We start from the raw sequence: 17,382 nt of genomic DNA on the forward strand, positions 1-17,382 counted from the left end.
GGCGAACCATGCGAGCAGAATTCGCGCACGAACAGGCGCAGACCTACCTGCGGCAACGCAACCGCTTTGCCGTGCTGGCAGGTGTCCTGGGCCTGACCACGCTGGTCAGCCTCGGCGCCGCGGTCACCCGCGACGAGCAGGTTGTGTTGGTGCCGATCACCTCAGAGCGGATCACCGTCTCGAGCGGCGGGATCGACGCGCCCTATCTCGAACTTGTCACCCGCGACACGGCACTGATGCTCCTCAACCGGGCGCCCGAAAGCCTCGATTACTGGATGACGAACATCCTGAAGCTCGCCGATCCCGCCGCGCACGGCCGCCTCAAGGCCGAGCTCGTCCAAATCGTCGAGGAACAGCGCGGCTCGGACATCAGCCAGGCCTTCGTGATCGCGGAAATGCACGTCGACCCCAAGGCCCTGACCTCGACCGTCACCGGCACGCTCAAGACCTTTGTCGGCGCGCAGGTGATCGCGAGCCAGCGCCGCTCCTTCCGTTTCCGCTGGTCGAAGCGTGGCCTCAGCCTTGCGCTCGCCGGCTTTGAGCAACTTCCCACCGACAAGGAGGAACCCGGCCAATGAGCCTTCTCCCATCTCCCCTCGCTGCTGCGCTTGCCGGAACCGGCCTTGCCTGTTTCGCGATCGGCGCGACAAGGCGCCCCGATCCCGGGCTCAAGCTGACCGGCCTCGCCGTGCTTGCCTTCGCGCTCGCGCCGGTCCCGGCGTATGCCGACCAATTCGTCGAAGCGGCCGACAACGCGACCATCGACTGCGAGCTCGCTCGCGGCGAACTCACCCGGATCGCGCTTATCGATGACGGCTTTGCCAATGTCTCGAAGATCGCGAGCGGTTTTCCCTACAATGATTTCCAGGTGACGCACGAGCCAGTGCGCGGAGACATCTATATCTCCGTGCCCCCGCAATTTGCCGCTGCCCGGGTCAGCTTCTTTGCGACCAGCAAGGCGGGCTACGTCTACAAGTTCGCCTGCCGTCTCGGCGGCGAGGAAGCGACCCAGCTCTTCATCACCAATCCCGCGCTCGCTAAAGCCGCGGCCACCGAATGGGAGACCGAGACCGGTCCCGAGGACGCCGCGATCCGCCTGATCGAGGCGATGGCGAGCGATGCCGTCCTGCCCGGATTCACTGCCCGCGCCGAACTGTCGGCTCCGCGCCGTACCGGCGGGATCGAGGTCCAGCTGGTCGCCGAATACCAGGGCGATGAACTTACCGGACAGCGCTTCCTCGTGCGCAACCTCGGCCAGGAAAGCCTTGCGCTTGGCTCCGAGCGCGAAGGTGCCGCAGGCGCGCTCGCTTTTGCCTATGGCCGCGATGCACTCGCTCCCGGTGAAGCGACCAGTGCCTTCCTAGTCTTTGCCAAGGGAGGACTCGACTGATGGCCGAGGCACCACAGAAGGACGCCGGAAAGAGGCCTCTGCCGGGCTCGCCGGAAGCGCGAGAAAGCGGACGGCGCAACCTCAATTCGCAGATCGCACAGCGCCAGAAGATGCTGCTCGCCGGGATCGGGGCCATCGCGCTCATCGGCGGCGGCATGTTCATTTTCGGCGGCGACGGCGACGAGGCTGGCACCGATGCCAATGGTGCGGCGACAATCGACACCGGCGGCCTCGTCAATCGCAACCTCTCGCAGCGCGAGTTCGTCGCGAGCTACGGTAACCGGCTCGATGCACAGGGCCGCGCGATCAAGGATCTCCAGCAGGCCCAGCTGCCGCGCCCCGAGATCGAACAGGAGCTCGAAGCCCTGCGCAGCGAGAACGCGCAGATGCGCTCCGACGGCCAGGCGGCGATCGACGCGATCTCGGCCGAGAATGCCAATCTGCGATCACAGCTGAGCGAAGCTGCGAAGGCACCTGCCGCCGCGCCGCCACTGCCACCGCCACCTGCCTATGGACCCGGCGTCGGCACCGGCGGAGCTGTCCAGCCACCGCAAGGAGCGCCGGAAACGCAAGGCGGACAGCTCAGCCTGATGAGCTTCAGCGCGGAGACGGGCAAGGACGGCAAGCCGCGTGCGGCAGAGACTGCGCCAGCCTTGTTGCTCGAAGCGAGCCGCGATTACCTTCCGCCCAACAGCTACGCACCGGCAACGGTCATCGTGGGTGTCGATGCCTCGACCGGCGTTGCCAGCCAGAGCGATCCGCTTCCCGTGGTGCTCCGGATCACCGGTCCGGCCCGCTCGGTGATGCGCGGCAACAAACTGCTCACCACCGATATCACCGGCTGCCTCGTCAATGGCGCGGCGCGCGGCGATCTCCTCGGCGGAGAAGGTCTACGTCAAGCTGGTGCGCATGACCTGCGCGCAACCCGGTGGGCGCTTCGCGGTGAGCGAGGTCAAGGGGTTCATCTCCTTCGCCGGAAAGTCGGGCGTGCGCGGCCGCGTGGTCAGCCGCGAAGGCAGCCTTGTCAGCCAGGCGCTGCTCGCCGGGATTGTGGGCGGCTTCGGCCGCGGATTTTCCGCCAACGCCAACGGCATTTTTACCGGCCAGGTCGGCGCCAACGGTCAGCGCGAGGCGCTGTCGCCGACCGACATCCTCGCCGGTGGCTTTGGCCAGGGTGCCGGCGAAGCCGCCGACACCGTCAGCCGATACCTCATCGAACGCGCCGAACAATACCAACCCGTCGTCGAGATGCCGACCGGCATCGAGGTCGAGATCGTCTTTCTCGACGGCGTCCACGTCAGGAGCCCCTCCAAATGAACTACAATGACTCGCCGCCAAGCCTGAAGGCGCGCGCCGCCCACCTTGCCCTTGCCCTCTCGAGCGCCGCCGCCGTGCTGACGCTCGGCGTCTCTGCCGTCACTGCGATGCCTGCGAGCGCCGCGGGCATGGCGAGCGATGTCGCGCAGGCGCTGAAACTGCGGCTGCCCAAGACCCCGATCGATGCGATCAGCTGCGACACGCTCGGGCCCTGGTGCGAAGTCGTCTCGGGTGACACGCTGTTCTACATCGACGAGACCGCCCGCTACCTGTTCGTAGGCCGTCTCTACGACATGGAAGAACGGCGCGACGTCACTGCCGCCCGCCTGCTCGAACTCAATCCCGATCTGCTCGCGGCCGGTGCGGCGCGCGTAGCCAGTGACGCGCCGGCGGGACGCGACGAAACGCCTGTCCAGGCGGCCGCCAACCATGTCGACCTCTCGTCGCTTCCGGCTGCCGGCGCGATCCACTGGGGCAACCTCAAGGGCGAACGCCTGGTCGTCTTCTCGGATTTCCAGTGCGGGTATTGCCAGCGCCTGACCGCCGAACTCGCCAAGGCCAAGGTTCATGTCGAAGAGCGACCGATCTCGATCTTCGGCGCGGCAAGCCGCAAGATTTCCGAGGCGGTGCTGTGCGCTAAGGATCCGGCAAAGGCACTCCATGCGGCCTATTCCGGCCAGGCTCTGGCGACTGATAAGACCTGCAAGGAGGCCAAGGCACTCGATGCCAACGAAGCCTTCGCGAAGGCCAACGGGTTTGCCGGAACTCCGGTCATCGTGCGCGCCCGCGATGGGGCGGTGCTTCATGGCTACCGCGATGCCGCGGCGATCCGCCGCTTCGTCGCCGAAGGCAAGGGAGTGGCGCAATGAGCCGGCTTCCAATCCTTCGCGCCATGGTGCTCGCTGCGCCGCTCCTCCTGGCCAGTGGCTGCGCCAGCCTCGGCGGCAACGTCAAAGGCAGCTTTGCCTGCCGGGCTCCGGAAGGGACCTGCGCGCCGACTTCCGCGATCGATGCCGGGGCGACCGGCATTGAAAAGGCTGACACGGTTGACGCGCATCGGACGGTGACCCCGACCGGCGAAGCGGTTCGTCGCCTGCTGGTCGTGCTGACAGGCTACCGTGACGCGGCGGGCCGCGACCATGAGGCGCGCGTCGTTCACCTGACGCTGCCCGAACAGGCAGGGACAGGCTGGCGCACGCCGCAGGGCCGCCGCGAAGTCCTGCGCTCGCTGGCATCGACTATTGCCGCGACGCGCGAGAGCAACCCCGCAACCGATTTCCAACCGCCAAAAATCCAAGAGGCAGACACATTGCCGGAACAGCTGTTCATCCCCTCGCAGCCCGTTCCGGCGATGCCCGGCGCTGACGCGCCGGAACCCGGGGGACCTGGCTCGTTTTCCCCTCCCCGCGAGCCGGTCCCCCAACCTGACATGACCGAAGGAGAGAGCCAGTGACGCTATCCCTTGCTGCCGCGCGCGACGCACTCTCGCGGGGCCTGTTTGCCGACACGGCTCGGCCCGAAAAGCCGCGGGCGCATTTCGGGCTCGATATGCTCTCGGACTGGCTGCCCTACCGGGTCTATGACGAGGGGGCGAAGCTCTACCGCAACGCCCGCTCCAAAGGCTTCGTGCTCGAAGTCACCCCGCTGATCGGGGCCGACGAACGGACCGGCGAGATCCTCGGTCAGTTCTTCTCCGAAGGCCTGCCGCAGGGCGCCTGCCTCCAGGTCCTGAACTTCGCATCTCCGCGGATCGGCAGCGTGGTCGGCCCCTGGTTCGCTCCGCGCTACGAGCAGGGCGGGATCTACGAGGCCATCGCCAGAGCGCGCACCAGGCGCCTTTACGATCTCGTCTGGAGCTCGGGCTCGGCGCATGCGCCGTTCCATGCTCGCAACGTCCGGCTGATCGTCTCGCTCGGCGTGCCGGTGCCCGGAAGCGTGACCGACGCGGAACTTTCGGAATGCCGCGAAGGGCTGATGGGCATGCTCCACTCGCTCGGACTGCACGCGCAGGAGCTGCGTCCGGGCGGCCTCTTGGCGCTGATCGACGAGCTCACCTCGCCGACTACCGCGCACGAGACCGATATCCATGCGTGGAACCCGCACGATACGCTTCAGTCCCAAGCGATCCGCCGCGACATCGAGCTCGAGGTCGGCGACGATCGCCTGATCCTCAGGACCGAGCGCTTTCGCGAGACGGGCCGCGACGAGGAGGGCAATCCTGAAGTCGGCGAATGCTATCCCGACCATTTCGATGTGCGGCACTATGCCGTGCGCTCTACCCCTGAGCGCTGGGCACCTTGGGAATGCGCGCGGCTCATCGGCGACATGTTCACCGACAAGCTGCGTTTCCCCTGTCCGACGGCAACCATGCTGTGCCTGGTCTACCCCGACCAGGAAGCTGCTTCGGCGCGCGCGGGCTTCAAGTTCATGCGCACGACCAGTCTCAGCCAGACCAAGAGCGCGCGTTTCTTGCCCAAGCTTGCCGAACAGTCGGCCGAGTGGCGCCACGTCCAGGCCGAACTCCAGGCTGGCAAGAAGCTCGTGAAGCTGTTCTACGGGCTCACCAGCATCTCGCCGCTCGGCCAGGGCGACGCGCATGAACGCATCATCAAGGCGATCTACAAGGCGGCGGGCTGGGACCTTGCCGACGAGCGCTTCCTCCAGCTCCAAGGCCTCGTCGCTGCCTTTCCCCTGTGCCTCGCCGATGGCCTCGCCGACGACATGGCGCGGTTGAAGCGTCTCAAGACCATGCTCTCGACGACAGCGGCACATATCGCGCCGATGCAGGGCGAATATCTCGGCGGCGTAATCCCGCACCTCCTGCTCGTTGGCCGCCGCGGCCAGCCCTTCTGGTGGTCGCCATTCGAGAACGGTGCCGGCAACCACAATATCGCGATCTGCGGCAAGTCGGGTTCGGGCAAGTCGGTGCTGCTGCAGGAACTCTGCGCCGCCCTGCGCGGCGCCGGTGCCAAGGTCGTGGTGATCGACGACGGCCGCAGCTTCGAGCATTCGGTCAAACTGCAGGGCGGACGCTTCGTTGAGTTCACGCTCGCCTCGGGCTTTTCCCTGAACCCCTTCTCGATGGTCGACGATGCCCGCGCACACGAAGACGAGGACTACCGCCTCGACTGCTTCGCCATGATCAAGGCAATCATTGGCCAGATGGCGCGTCCCGGCACCGCGCCGAGCGATACCGAGCGCGGGCTCATCGATCGGGCCGTGACCGCGACCTGGGAGGCACTCGGCAGCGGCGCATCGGTCGACGATGTCGCGCATGCGCTCCATGGATCGGAAAGCGAGGCGGGCCGCGATCTCGCCACCGCGATCGCGCCCTTCTGCCGCGGCGGCAGCTACGGCGGGTTCTTTGCAGGCAAGGCGAGCTTCGCGCTCGACGATGATTTTACCGTCTTCGAGATGAGCGATCTCGCAAGCCGCGAGGAACTGCGCAGCGTCGTCCTTTCGGCGATCATGTTCATGACCAGCCAGGCGATGACCCGCTCGTCGCGAGCAACCAAGAAGCTGCTGCTGATCGACGAGGCCTGGGCCATGCTCAAGGGCGGGTCGATGGGCGAGTTCGTCGAAACCTATGCCCGCACTGCCCGCAAGTACGGCGGCGCGCTCGCCACCGCGACCCAGTCCCTCAATGATTATTACAAGTCCGACGGCGCGCGCGCCGCGCTCGAGAATAGCGACTGGATGCTGGTACTTCAGCAGAAGGCCGAGACGATCGCCGATTTCAGGGCGAACGCGCGGCTCGACATGGACGACCGCACCGAGACGCTGATCCGCAGCCTCAAGCGTTCGGGGACCGAGTACAGCGAGGTCTTCATCAAAGGCCCCGAGACCGAGGCGGTCGGTCGGCTCGTGCTCGATCCCTTCTCGGCGACGATCTACTCCTCCGATCCCGACACCTATGCGGCGATCCAGGACTGCGAGCGGCGCGGGCACAGCCTCGCCGATGCCATCCGGATCGTGGCGGGAGGCGGACAATGATGGTCTCGCATCTCGTCGACCGGACCCCTCCGGCCAATCTCCGCAGCCTGCTGCCGTTCCTGCAAGGGAGCTGTTTCGTCCTCATCGAGACCGCGCGCTTTGCCGCGACTTCACTGCTGATCGTGCTGGGATTGCCGCTCGCGCTGTTCCTGTTCGTTGCGGGCTGGGACCTTGGCGGCCTCTTCACCCAGCTCGCCAATCTGTCGGACCGATATCTCGAAGCCGACGGGCTGCGCCGCAGCCTGTTCAGCCAGGACCTCAAGGGCTGCTTCCTCGCCCTCGCTGGCGCTGTGACGCTGTTTCGCATGCCCCGCTTCCTGAGGCGGCTTGCGGCCGATCTCGACAACCATCCGGCCCGGGAGGCTAAACGTGACTGAGACGCGCAGACTACCATCCTTCAATCGCCCGCTGTTGCTGAGAATTCTCGGCGTGCTCGCGCTCGTGGTCGCATTACTCTGGGCAGCCTGGGTCAGCCGCGAACTGTCGGAGCCGCGCCAGCAGATCGTCACCGTCCGGCTTGCCGAGACCATCGCCGCATTCGTCGATGCCGAAGCGCGCGCAGAGCAGGATCCCGAAGCCAGCCAGGCGCGCGTGCTCGCCTTCCTTCAGGCGTCCGAGCGCGCTGTTGCGGAAATGGGGGCCGATGGCCGCGTGGTGCTGGTCGGCGAAGCAGTGCTCGCGGGCGATGCCCCCGATGCTACCGATGAACTGCGCGTGCGGATCGCTCGCCAGCTTGGGCAGGGAGGCGGCCAGTGACGCGCTTTGCCTCTCGTTTTGTCCGCACGCTCAAACGACCGCTCGTCCTGACCGGTCTGGTGCTGCTGCCACTTGGATGGGGCGCGGTCGACGCCTTCGCGAAAGACCATGCCTTCCTCATCAATGCCAGCCCGAGCCTGCCCAACTGGGCCTTCTGGCTCGACAAGCATGCGCGGATCGAGCGCGGCAGCCTGATCTTCTTCGAGCCGCCGGCGAGCAGACTCGTCGAAGCGCATTTCGGAGAAGGCGCGCAGCTCTTCGGCAAGCGGGTGTTGGGCGTGCCGGGCGATGTCGTGAGCCACCGTGGCCACGAGGTCTTCATCAACGGCCGCAAGATCGCCGCGCGGCTCGATGAGACCCGTCTCGGCATTGCGCTTCACAAGGGCCCCGAAGGCCCGATCCCCGACGGCTGCTTCTACACCGGGACCAGCCATCAGCGCGGCCTCGACAGCCGCTACGCCGAGATCGGCTTCGTCTGCCGCGGCCAGATCCTGGGCAGCGGGAGGGCGATCCTGTGAGCAAGCTCATCCTCCCTGCAGCGCTACTTGCAGTCCTGCTCTGCCCTGCCGAGGTGCTGGCGCGCGACTATGGCCAGCGCGGCACGGTGTTTCCCGTGATCGAGCGCGACCTCCTCGAGCAGATTCATTCGCGCCTGACCCAGATGGAACGTTCGGGGGAGACCGCGCGGCTCAATGAAGACCTGAAGCGCCGCACGATCGCGCGCGTGAACCGGCCCGACCCCGTCGCCGGAATCGTCCGGGCCAGCGAAGCCCGTCGCTGGCAATTTGATCCGACGATCACGCTCGCTGCCGATATCCGCGGGGCAAAAGGCGAGCTGATCCATGCCGCTGGCACGAGGGTCAATCCGCTCGACAGCGTGCAGCTACGCGCCGAACTTCTCTTCCTCGACGGCGACGATCCCGACCAGCTCGCCTGGGCGCTCAAGCAGGCCGCCAATGCCAAGCTGATCCTGGTGAAGGGTGCGCCGCTCGAGCTGATGAAGGCCCGCCAGCGCCGCTTCTATTTCGACCAGGGCGGCAAGCTCACGGAAAGGTTCGGGATCAGATCGGTGCCCGCACGCGTGCGCCAGCAGGGCCGCCTGCTCGAGATCAGCGAAATCGCGCTGCCACCGAAAAGGAGGACGGCCCAATGACGCACTTAAGAAAGCTGGCGCTCATGCTGGCCGCCATTCTTGGTCTCGCCACTGCAACGCCCGCGATGGCCGATGCCGGTCCGGGACGCTGCACCGGAAGCTTTGTCAACCCGATCACCGACATCTGCTGGTCGTGCCTGTTCCCGATCTCGATCGGCGGGCTGGACATCTGGCCCTCGAGCCGGCCCGATCCCGATAACCCCGACCTGCCGGTGTGCCTGTGCGGTCTGAGGCCCGGAATTGCGATGGGCTTCTGGGAGCCCGTGCGGCTTGCCGATGTCAGCATGAAGCCGTGGTGCTTCGTGAACCTCGGCGGCATGAAGCTCGATCCCGGCTTCGATATCGGCTTCCGCTCGATCTCGGGTCCATCAGCAGTGGGCGGCGCGAGCCAGTATTATTCGAGCTGGCACGTCCACTGGTATGCCTATCCGCTGATCTACTGGATGGAGATCGTCGCCGATTTTCTGTGCCTGGAATCGGGCTCGATCGACATCCTCTACATCTCCGAGATCGATCCGCTGTGGCAGGATTCCGAGCTCACCGCGATCATCAACCCCGAGGCCGTGCTCTTCGCCAACCCGCTGGCGCTCGCTGCCTGTGCGGCCGACTGCGTCGCCTCGACCGCGAAGCTGCCGATCGACGAGATGTTCTGGTGCGCGGGCTGCCAGGGGTCGATGTACCCGATGAACGGCAATGTCTCGGCCAGCATAGGCCACGTCCAGGCCTCGCGCCTCGTGCTTTCGCGCTTTGCCTACAAGCTCCACCGCGAACTCGTCTCGTGGGGGACGATGGGGTCCAAGGGCCTGTGCGGCAAATATTTGATGCCGGTGATGCGCAAGCAACAATACCGCTTCCAGGCCACCAACCCCAACCCGGCGACTTCGGGCCGTTACGCCTGCCCGCCCATCGGCGCCTCCACCACCTTTCAATCGGCCGGACAGGTCATTCCCGCCATCGGCGAAGACATGGGATACCTCGTCTGGCGCAAGCGGAACTGCTGCGCGCTATGAACAAGCACCTCCTCCTTTTGCCCGTCGGCCTTGCCGTCACTCTCGGTGGCCTCGCTCTCGCCCAGAGCGCGCCCGAAGGCATCGACCTTGAAGCGATCCGCGAGCGTGCGGCCGAACACGCCGACGATGCGCAGGCGCTCAGCACCAATGTCCGCCAACGCGCCGAGGCGCTGACCGAGGACGCACAGGCTATCCAGGCGCAAGCGCAGGCCAATCGCGCAGCCTATGCGGACAGCATCAAGGCAACCGAGACCGACGCCGTCCTCGACTTCGACGCCATGATCGCAGGGCAAGCCGCCGCAGAGAAGGCGTCGCTCGGGGGAACCCCGCGCTTCATTGCCTTTGCCAGCCTGTCGATGCCGCCCGAAGCGCTGAAAGCACTGGTCCACGACATGACCAGGGCGGGAGGCGTCACCGTGCTGCGCGGCTTCCCGCAAGGTAACAGCGAGGCATTCAAGAAGCGGCTCGCCGCCATCTGGAGCACCCGAGACGCGGCCGGTTCGCTCGGCATCGATCCAAGGCTGTTCCGCGCCTTCAACATCGAAGCTGCACCGAGCTTCATTATGCTGAGCACCGAGTTCAGTCCCTGCGACGGGTTCGATTGCACCAGCGAGGTGCCGCCGCACGACCGCATCGCCGGCAACATTAGCGTGGGCGAAGTCCTCGAGACCTTTGCCTCGGGCAAGGGTCCGGGCGCCGAACTTGCCCGCCTCCATCTGCGCCAGCTCTCCAGGGAGGAACGGCCATGACCGCCAAAACCCTCGCCCATCTCCTTGTGGCACTCGTCACCCTCACAAGCGCGGCTTCCATTCAGGCTCAGACCCGCGATGCGGCAAGGGCTGACGGGAAGTACTTTGCCACCGAGCTGCTGGGCGAAGCGCGCGAGGCAGCAACGACCAATCCCGACGCAGCACGCGTTCCCAATTTCGATCCGCAAGCGACGCGCGATCTGCAGGATCTTGCGCGCGATCCCGACCAGATCGAGACCCGCGCCCGCAGCGCCGCTACGACCAGCACGCCGATGCGGACGATCCGCGACAGCATGGCCAATCGCGCACGGTTCGAGCCGAACGAGATCGAGGACGTGATCGCGCGCAGCCTCGCCATCAACGAGACGCCGCTCGACTACACCAGCGGCATGGCAATTTCGGGCAGCCAGGGATCCTGCGTTCCGCTGCCGCCCGGTTCGGGCGCGGCGGGCACATATACCGCGACCTGCAATACGGGCACACGGATCGATCAGTCGGTTGGCCAATGCGCGGTACCACTCGTCGTCAGGGTCAGCCAGCAACCGCAGTATCATTACCTTTGCAGCCCATTGGGCAGCTTCAACCTATCAGGTGAGCCGGACTGCGAAGAGTTTTCGGGCGCTCTTTGCCGGGTGACCGGGCACCGCGATGGTCCTTGCTTGCAGTGGGGTTGGTCCGGTGGTCGCAAGTGGTGCACCGAGCCGGGCGATCCGCTTACCGAGCTGACCTGCGACGAACAGGTCGCAGGTCAGACGCCCTACCGCATTGCCAACGCTACCACCGTTACCACGACCCCGGACGAAAGCCAGTGCACAGGTTTTGCGGACAATAGCGATTGCACGCTGGACGCAGAGATCTGCACCGATACCGATCCGCAGACCCGCGTGGTCGATGGCGTCTCTGTCACAAAGCCCTGCTGGGAATGGCAGAGGAGCTACACCTGCATCGCGCGCGAAGCGGCGACCGATTGCTCCGACATCGAAAGCCAGGGCAGCTGTCGCTTTGTTCGCGAGGAATGCCTCACCGACGAAGACCCCTGCGAGACCTGGGAGCGCATCTACGAGTGCCCGCTTCCCGGGACCGACAGCTCCACCCAGTATGTCTGCGACGGCGATGTCTATTGCATCGACGGCAGCTGCGAGACGATCCAGCGCACCGCGAACGACGAGTTCAAGGATGCCGTCACCGCGCTCCATGCGATGGACGAGGCCCGCGGGCAGTTCGATCCCGAGACGCTGACGCTGTTCCGCGGCACGCGCAACACCTGCTCGTCCAAGGTCTTCGGCGTGCTCAACTGCTGCAAGGGCAAGGGTTTCCCGCTCATCCCCGGCATCAGCCTGCTGGTCGCGCTCGGCTGCAACCGCGAGGAAGTTCTGCTCCACGAACGCGATGCGCAGGGGCTGTGCGCCTACGTGGGGACCTATTGTTCGGACAAGTTCCTCGGCGTCTGCCTGACCAAGAAGAAGGTCTACTGCTGCTTCGAGAGCAAGCTCTCGCGGATCCTGCAGGAACAGGGTCGCCGCCAGCTGCGCAAGCCCTGGGACAAGCCCAAGGAAGAGCAGTGCGAGGGGTTCACGCTCGACGAGTTCGCCCGGCTCGACCTCAGCCAGATGGATTTCAGCGAAGTCTATGCCGAGTTCACCGAGGCTGCACGGCTCCCCGACGAGCTCGAGACCAGCATCCTCATCCAGCAGAAAATCGAAGATTATTACGCAAGGAGTGGCCAATGACGCGCCGCCAATCACTGCCGATGCTGGCCCTCCCAGCACTGGCCATGATTCTCGCTGCACTGCTCCCCGTTCGGGCAGCCGCCCAGGAAGCGCGCCAGGCAAAGCCAGCTGCTTCGGCAGACAGCCTCTACTGCGAGCAGCGCAGGCTCGGCTACTGGTTCTATTGCGTAAAGCCGGTGCCGGCAGACGAGCCGCAGATGGCGCAGCCACCAGCCCAGGTGACCGCCACGCAGGAGCTGGACGCGGTCACGGGGGAACTGCGCGAACTCAAGGCGCGCGCGATCCTCTATCCGACGCCGGAAAACGTCACCGCCTATATCCGCTTCCAGCGTGCCCAGCTCGACCGGGCTTCGCTGTTCTCCGATGTCTGGCAACGCGCGATTTGGCAGGATCCCGAGCTCGACTACACGCTCGAACGACCGGTCGGCGCACTCGCCAAGAAGCAATGGCAGGACGCGCGCGCTGCCGACCGCGACGCGGTGATGGCCAGGCTCTCCGAACGCTATGGACTGTTCTACTTCTTCGCCCAGACCTGCGGCGCCTGCGAAGTGATGAGCCCGATCGTGCGCTCGGTGGCGGACCGCTGGCATATCACGGTCCGGGCGATCTCGACCGATGGCGGGCCGTCCAGGCACTTCCCCGACTACAAGGTCGAAAGCGGCCAGCGGCCCCGCATGGGGCTCGAACCCGGCATCACCCCGGCGCTCGTGCTTTGGGACAGCGTGGCCAGGCGCCCGATCCCGATCGGATACGGCGTGCTCTCGGCCGACGAGCTGCAGGACCGCATCTACCTCCTCACCTCGAAGGAAGCCGGACATGATTACTAGCATCCGCAATGCGGCGCTCACCATAGCTGCCGCCAGCATGGTCGCGTCCCCCGTCGCCGCAAACGTCGGCGACAGCATGGACCGCTTCATGGACGACATGGGCGCTGCGGCCAATGTCACCGGGCCGAGCGCATTCGAAGGACAGTCGGCGGGCTATTACAGCCTCGGCAATGTCTGGACGCGCTTCCCGCAGAAGACGACCAGCATCGCCAACCTCCAGCTGCCGCGTGCCCGCGCAGGTTGCGGCGGCATCGATATCTTCGCCGGGTCCTTCTCCTTCATCAACGCGAGCGAGATGGTCGCGCTGTTGAAGGCCGTCGCGAACAATGCGGTGGGGTTCGCCTTCAGCCTCGCGATCGATACCGTCTGCCCCGAGTGCTCAAAGATCATGCAGGAGTTCAGCCAGAAGGCGCAGCTCATGAACAATCTCTCGATCAACTCCTGCGAGATGGCGCAGGGGCTGGTCGGCGGCGTCTGGCCCAAGGGCGATCTCGCCGACAAGGCGATCTGCGAAGCGATCGGCAATTCCGAAGGTATCTTCACCGACTATGCTGCCGCCAAACACGGTTGCGGCACCAGGGGTCAGCGCGCCTCGACCAATGAGAGCGCCGGCGCCGACTATGCCGACGTCAATCCCGGTGTACCGCGCAATTACACCTGGCATGTCCTCAAGCAGAGCGCCTTCTTCAACCCTGGTGGCACCTTCGACCGCGACCTCGCCGAGTATGCGATGACGCTCATCGGCACGGTGATCTACGTGCCGCCCCGCGATGACGAACCAGGCAAGTTCGTGCCTTTCGCAGGCGATGCCTCCTCGACGCTGGTGACCGCGCTGCTCGACGGGACGCAAGGCCAGTCGGTGCGGGTGTTCCAGTGTGACGAGCCCGACCAGTGCCTCAACCCCACTTTCCAGCAGATGAGCCTCACGAGCGCGAAGGCCATCCGGCCCCGCGTTGCCCAGCTCATCGGCAGCATGGTCGAGGCCATCCGCAGCGACACAGCGATCGGCGACGAGGAGAAGGAGCTGCTCCAGGTGGCATCGGTGCCGCTCTACAAGATCCTCACCGTGCAGGCGGCCTATGGACGCGGGATGGCAACCGACGACCGCGACACGCTGGCCGAGATCGCCAGCATCGATCTTCTCTATGCCATCCTCGAACGCATCACAGCCGAGGCCGGACGCTCGATGGCGAGCTTCATTGCGGCCGATGAAGCGAAACTCGCGATCTGGCGCGCTCAGGTCGCGGAAGTCCGGTCAAGCCTCGCCCAGAGGCAAGCGACCGGACAGGCGCGGGTCTCCGCGATCATGCAGATCATCGAGAAGACCGCGATGATCGAGAACATGCTCGCCGCCTCGATGTCGCCATCGATGGCCGCCGCGCTCGACTGGTCGCGCGGGATGCAGTCCCGCTCCATCGTTCCATAAGGGTGAGGCAGCATGGTCGAGATTTTCACGGTCGGCGGCGGCGAGTATATCGTCAATGTCCTCAATGCCGTTGCCGCCTGGACCGGAGCGGGCGGCTACAAGAGCCTGATTCAGGTCGCGCTGGTGATGGGCATGGTGCTCGCGGTCATCGTGGTCGCGTTCAACCAGGACTGGCGCGCATGGCTCAACTGGTTCCTCGGTGCGACGCTCATCTACATGTGTCTGATGGTGCCGCGCATGGACGTCCATGTGACAGACCGGGTCAATCCAAGCCTTGCACCGGCAACGGTGGCCAATGTTCCGCTCGGGCTCGCCCTGATGGCAAGTTTCACCAGCCAGGCGGGGGACTATCTGACCCGCTCGGCCGAGCTCGTCTTCGGCTTGCCGGACGACCTCAACTACTCGAAGAACGGCATGATCTATGGCGCGCGGCTGCTTGAATCGACGCGGAGCTTGCGCATTTCCGATCCGGAGTTTGCTGCGAACTTCGACGAGCATGTCAGGCAATGCGTGTTCTACGATCTGCTGCTCGGCCGCTACTCGATGAAGGAGCTGTCCGAGAGCGATGATATCTGGGCGACGATCGCACCCGGCAGCGCGGCGCGCGCGCAGAAATTCCTGACCCGGCAGGCCGACGACAGCGTGACGGCCTCGATCATCACCTGCCGCGAAGCCTACACCGCGCTTTCGGGGCAATGGGCGAGCCTCATTGACGAGATGACGCTTGTCGCGGGACGCCAACTCTATCCGCGCCAGACCGAAGCGCTCGCCAAGGCCAAGCTCATGGCCGACCTCCCGATTGCCTATCAGTATCTTACCGGCATCTCGCGCAGCGCGAGCGACATTTTCCGCCAGGTGTTGACGATCAATGCCATGAACCAGGCCATGCACGGCTTTGCAGGGGCGAGCGGCACCGGCAGTATTGACGTCTTCGCGCAGACCCGGGCCGATATTCAGACCGAGCGGACCTATTCTTCGATCGCGCACAACGCGATGAAATGGGTCCCAATCCTCAATGTCGTACTGACGGTGGTGTTCTACGCGCTGTTCCCTGTCCTGTTTCCGCTGTTCCTGATGCCGCGGACCGGACCCATTGCATTGAGAGGTTACGTCACCGGCTTCTTCTATCTTGCGGCGTGGGGACCGCTCTTCGTCATCCTGCACATGATCCTGATGTTCAAAGGCGCGGGCGATGTCGCCGCCGCTGGCGGCAGCACGGGCCTCAGCCTCGCGACCTTTGCTGGCATGAGCGACGTCAACAGCGATATCGGCATCTTGGCAGGCTATCTTGTCGCCTCGATCCCGTTCCTTGCCGGCGGCGTGGCGCGTGGTGCGCTGGCGATTTCGGGCCAGGCAACGAGCTATCTCAACCCGAGCCAGAATGCAGCCGAGGAAGCCTCGCGCGAAGCGAGCACCGGCAACGTCTCACTCGGCAACTCGAGCATCGACAATTCGACAGTGTTTTCCCGCCAGTTTGCGCAGGGCAATCTTGCCCCCAACATTGCCTATGGCGCGGCACAGACGCGGGGATTCAGCGACAGCGGCACGCAGACGACCAGCTTCCCCGATGGCGAGTTCGCTGCAGTCCCGAATTCAAGCTATCCGTTCACGCCGACGCTCGGGCAGGACTTCACGGGCCGCCTAGGAACGATGGCGAGCCAGAGCCGGACGCAGAGCGAGACCTATGCCAACCTCGCCCAGCAATCGACGAGCTCTGCGCTCACCCGGTTCAGCGAGATCCGCAACGCCTACAGCCAGGGTCAGAGCTCCGATACTGTCAGCGGCGTTGGTACGAACGACAGCATCGGCACGGCATTCAGCGAAGTCGACAATGCCTCGAGGACGCTCCAGCAGCAGTTCGGCCTGTCCCGGCGCGCGTCAGACGACATTACTATTTCTTGGTTCCTCAACGGCGAAGCAGGAGCCGGAGCAAAGGCCGAAGGTGGAGTACTAAACGCGCAGGCGGGCGTCCGCGGTGGCCGAAATCAGTCGTGGACCGACAGCGATATCGGGATCGCCTCGGAAGATCGCGGCAGGATAATGGGTACGCTGCGGCAGCTTTCGGATAGCCGCAACTGGTCGAACACGCGTGAAGGCTTCCTGCGCGAGACGAGTTCGAGTTCGGTATCGCAGGTGTCAACCAGCTCGTCGGGTCTCAGCCGATCGCTGACCGAAGCCGAAAGCTACACACGAGAGGCGCGTCGGGCCGAAGAGGTGGCCAGCCGCCTCGAGAACCAGGCCAGTTGGTACGAGGCCAATAGTGCCGCAGGCACGCTAAACCTGAGCCAGGCTTATCGCGAATGGGGCATGGCCGAGATCGAAGCCAATCGCGACTATTACGGGCCGGTGCGCTTCGACGACATCGAGTTCCAGATGAGCGCGCGCGGCCAACAACTGCAATCGCGGTTTGTCGAGAGCTATGCTGATCGCCTACAAGACGACATCGAAGCCGACCTTTCGCTGCCGGACTTCGCTCCTGTCAGCCGCCCCGGGATCGGAAGTGCTGGGCAGGTACGCGCAAGAGGAGCCGTGGGCTCTGCGGGTGGTCCCTCAATGCCCGATGCTCCTGATCGGTCTGACATCACGGATGAGGTCGAGCGGGTGCGCCGACAGGGTCGTGGCAGGATCGGAACCGTGCGAACTTATCTTGATCGCCAAACGGAAGGCGCCACGGGCGCGAGTGAGGAAGCTGCAGACGACGTCAAAGAATGGGGCAATAGATAGCTACAGCACGAAATCCTGCAGGATGACGAACACCGCAAATGCGACGACGACCAGCCCAAGTAGCCAGAGTCCGCGTCGTTCCCAAGGATCTGCTAGAGCCTTCTTCCAGCTGTATTCCATGCGCCGATTTTCGGAGATGGCACGGTCGATCTCTCGCAGGCCCTTCCAGTCCGTCTGGTCGTTTTGCTCCTTCTCGTCATCCATTTCCATCACTCCGACCTAAATAAAGTAGCAAATTTGATGCATTATCGGGCATAAGCCAATTTACGTCTCGATATTGACACATTAAATATCATCACGTAAAGAC

General features: G+C 64.8%; 16 protein-coding genes and 1 pseudogene. 16 read left to right on the top strand and 1 reads right to left on the bottom strand.

Annotation, left to right across the window (positions count from 1 at the left end):
• Positions 1–8: 8 nt before the first annotated feature.
• The 16 genes and pseudogenes from VWN43_RS12200 to VWN43_RS12275 all read left to right on the top strand — a co-directional run bounded on the left by VWN43_RS12200 (position 9) and on the right by VWN43_RS12275 (position 17,075).
• Positions 9–578, top strand: a complete 570-nt coding sequence (locus VWN43_RS12200) for a type IV conjugative transfer system protein TraE (RefSeq protein WP_067695812.1) — start codon at positions 9–11, stop codon at positions 576–578.
• Positions 575–1,390 (top strand): type-F conjugative transfer system secretin TraK, encoded by an 816-nt coding sequence (locus VWN43_RS12205; RefSeq protein WP_006834210.1) that lies wholly within the window; start codon positions 575–577, stop codon positions 1,388–1,390. Before VWN43_RS12200 ends, VWN43_RS12205 begins: the two co-directional genes overlap by 4 nt.
• Positions 1,390–2,707 (top strand): annotated as a pseudogene (locus tag VWN43_RS12210) (TraB/VirB10 family protein). Before VWN43_RS12205 ends, VWN43_RS12210 begins: the two are co-directional and overlap by 1 nt.
• On the top strand, positions 2,704–3,576 hold the full coding sequence (locus VWN43_RS12215) for a DsbC family protein (RefSeq protein ID WP_050599561.1): 873 nt from the start codon (positions 2,704–2,706) through the stop codon (positions 3,574–3,576). The pseudogene VWN43_RS12210 and the gene VWN43_RS12215 overlap by 4 nt, the downstream one beginning before the upstream one ends.
• Positions 3,573–4,160, top strand: coding sequence for a hypothetical protein (locus VWN43_RS12220; RefSeq protein ID WP_050599560.1), 588 nt, complete (start codon positions 3,573–3,575; stop codon positions 4,158–4,160). The genes VWN43_RS12215 and VWN43_RS12220 overlap by 4 nt, the downstream gene beginning before the upstream one ends.
• Positions 4,157–6,700: a type IV secretion system protein TraC gene (gene traC / locus VWN43_RS12225; protein WP_066284723.1), complete on the top strand. Its 2,544-nt coding sequence runs from the start codon at positions 4,157–4,159 to the stop codon at positions 6,698–6,700. The genes VWN43_RS12220 and traC overlap by 4 nt, the downstream gene beginning before the upstream one ends.
• Positions 6,697–7,077: a hypothetical protein gene (locus tag VWN43_RS12230; protein ID WP_050599558.1), complete on the top strand. Its 381-nt coding sequence runs from the start codon at positions 6,697–6,699 to the stop codon at positions 7,075–7,077. The genes traC and VWN43_RS12230 overlap by 4 nt, the downstream gene beginning before the upstream one ends.
• The gene (locus VWN43_RS12235) at positions 7,070–7,456 is read left to right on the top strand and encodes a type-F conjugative transfer system protein TrbI (RefSeq protein ID WP_228135197.1); all 387 of its coding nucleotides are present in this window, start codon (positions 7,070–7,072) and stop codon (positions 7,454–7,456) included. The genes VWN43_RS12230 and VWN43_RS12235 overlap by 8 nt, the downstream gene beginning before the upstream one ends.
• Entirely contained in the window at positions 7,453–7,974 is a 522-nt protein-coding gene (locus VWN43_RS12240) for a S26 family signal peptidase (RefSeq protein ID WP_050599556.1), read from the top strand. The genes VWN43_RS12235 and VWN43_RS12240 overlap by 4 nt, the downstream gene beginning before the upstream one ends.
• Positions 7,971–8,609, top strand: a complete 639-nt coding sequence (gene traW / locus VWN43_RS12245; protein ID WP_082835680.1) for a type-F conjugative transfer system protein TraW — start codon at positions 7,971–7,973, stop codon at positions 8,607–8,609. Before VWN43_RS12240 ends, traW begins: the two co-directional genes overlap by 4 nt.
• A complete protein-coding gene (gene traU, locus VWN43_RS12250; RefSeq protein WP_050599555.1) occupies positions 8,606–9,619 on the top strand; it encodes a conjugal transfer pilus assembly protein TraU in 1,014 nt (337 codons plus the stop codon). The genes traW and traU overlap by 4 nt, the downstream gene beginning before the upstream one ends.
• Entirely contained in the window at positions 9,616–10,368 is a 753-nt protein-coding gene (trbC, locus tag VWN43_RS12255; protein ID WP_050599554.1) for a type-F conjugative transfer system pilin assembly protein TrbC, read from the top strand. The genes traU and trbC overlap by 4 nt, the downstream gene beginning before the upstream one ends.
• The gene (locus VWN43_RS12260; protein WP_067695815.1) at positions 10,365–12,098 is read left to right on the top strand and encodes a conjugal transfer protein TraN; all 1,734 of its coding nucleotides are present in this window, start codon (positions 10,365–10,367) and stop codon (positions 12,096–12,098) included. Before trbC ends, VWN43_RS12260 begins: the two co-directional genes overlap by 4 nt.
• Positions 12,095–12,925 (top strand): conjugal transfer protein TraF, encoded by an 831-nt coding sequence (locus VWN43_RS12265; RefSeq protein WP_230833605.1) that lies wholly within the window; start codon positions 12,095–12,097, stop codon positions 12,923–12,925. Before VWN43_RS12260 ends, VWN43_RS12265 begins: the two co-directional genes overlap by 4 nt.
• Positions 12,915–14,351 (top strand): conjugal transfer protein TraH, encoded by a 1,437-nt coding sequence (locus VWN43_RS12270; RefSeq protein WP_160726843.1) that lies wholly within the window; start codon positions 12,915–12,917, stop codon positions 14,349–14,351. Before VWN43_RS12265 ends, VWN43_RS12270 begins: the two co-directional genes overlap by 11 nt.
• Positions 14,352–14,363: 12 nt before the next feature.
• The gene (locus VWN43_RS12275; RefSeq protein ID WP_067695821.1) at positions 14,364–17,075 is read left to right on the top strand and encodes a conjugal transfer protein TraG N-terminal domain-containing protein; all 2,712 of its coding nucleotides are present in this window, start codon (positions 14,364–14,366) and stop codon (positions 17,073–17,075) included.
• Here the strand turns inward: VWN43_RS12275 and VWN43_RS12280 are convergent, their stop codons facing one another.
• Positions 17,076–17,279 (bottom strand): hypothetical protein, encoded by a 204-nt coding sequence (locus tag VWN43_RS12280; protein ID WP_320181559.1) that lies wholly within the window; start codon positions 17,277–17,279, stop codon positions 17,076–17,078.
• Positions 17,280–17,382 lie beyond the last annotated feature (103 nt).

Source organism: Qipengyuania sp. HL-TH1, assembly GCF_036365825.1.
Taxonomy (GTDB): domain Bacteria; phylum Pseudomonadota; class Alphaproteobacteria; order Sphingomonadales; family Sphingomonadaceae; genus Qipengyuania; species Qipengyuania profunda.

Excerpts from the sequence above, each read along its gene's own strand:
- trbC (WP_050599554.1), top strand. The coding sequence starts at position 9,616 with ATGAACAAGCACCTCCTCCTTTTGCCCGTCGGCCTTGCCGTCACTCTC.
- VWN43_RS12220 (WP_050599560.1), top strand. The coding sequence starts at position 3,573 with ATGAGCCGGCTTCCAATCCTTCGCGCCATGGTGCTCGCTGCGCCGCTC.
- VWN43_RS12230 (WP_050599558.1), top strand. The coding sequence starts at position 6,697 with ATGATGGTCTCGCATCTCGTCGACCGGACCCCTCCGGCCAATCTCCGC.
- VWN43_RS12265 (WP_230833605.1), top strand. The coding sequence starts at position 12,095 with ATGACGCGCCGCCAATCACTGCCGATGCTGGCCCTCCCAGCACTGGCC.
- VWN43_RS12270 (WP_160726843.1), top strand. The coding sequence starts at position 12,915 with ATGATTACTAGCATCCGCAATGCGGCGCTCACCATAGCTGCCGCCAGC.
- VWN43_RS12260 (WP_067695815.1), top strand. The coding sequence starts at position 10,365 with ATGACCGCCAAAACCCTCGCCCATCTCCTTGTGGCACTCGTCACCCTC.
- VWN43_RS12275 (WP_067695821.1), top strand. The coding sequence starts at position 14,364 with ATGGTCGAGATTTTCACGGTCGGCGGCGGCGAGTATATCGTCAATGTC.
- VWN43_RS12200 (WP_067695812.1), top strand. The coding sequence starts at position 9 with ATGCGAGCAGAATTCGCGCACGAACAGGCGCAGACCTACCTGCGGCAA.
- VWN43_RS12215 (WP_050599561.1), top strand. The coding sequence starts at position 2,704 with ATGAACTACAATGACTCGCCGCCAAGCCTGAAGGCGCGCGCCGCCCAC.
- traU (WP_050599555.1), top strand. The coding sequence starts at position 8,606 with ATGACGCACTTAAGAAAGCTGGCGCTCATGCTGGCCGCCATTCTTGGT.
- VWN43_RS12280 (WP_320181559.1), bottom strand. The coding sequence starts at position 17,279 with ATGGATGACGAGAAGGAGCAAAACGACCAGACGGACTGGAAGGGCCTG.
- VWN43_RS12205 (WP_006834210.1), top strand. The coding sequence starts at position 575 with ATGAGCCTTCTCCCATCTCCCCTCGCTGCTGCGCTTGCCGGAACCGGC.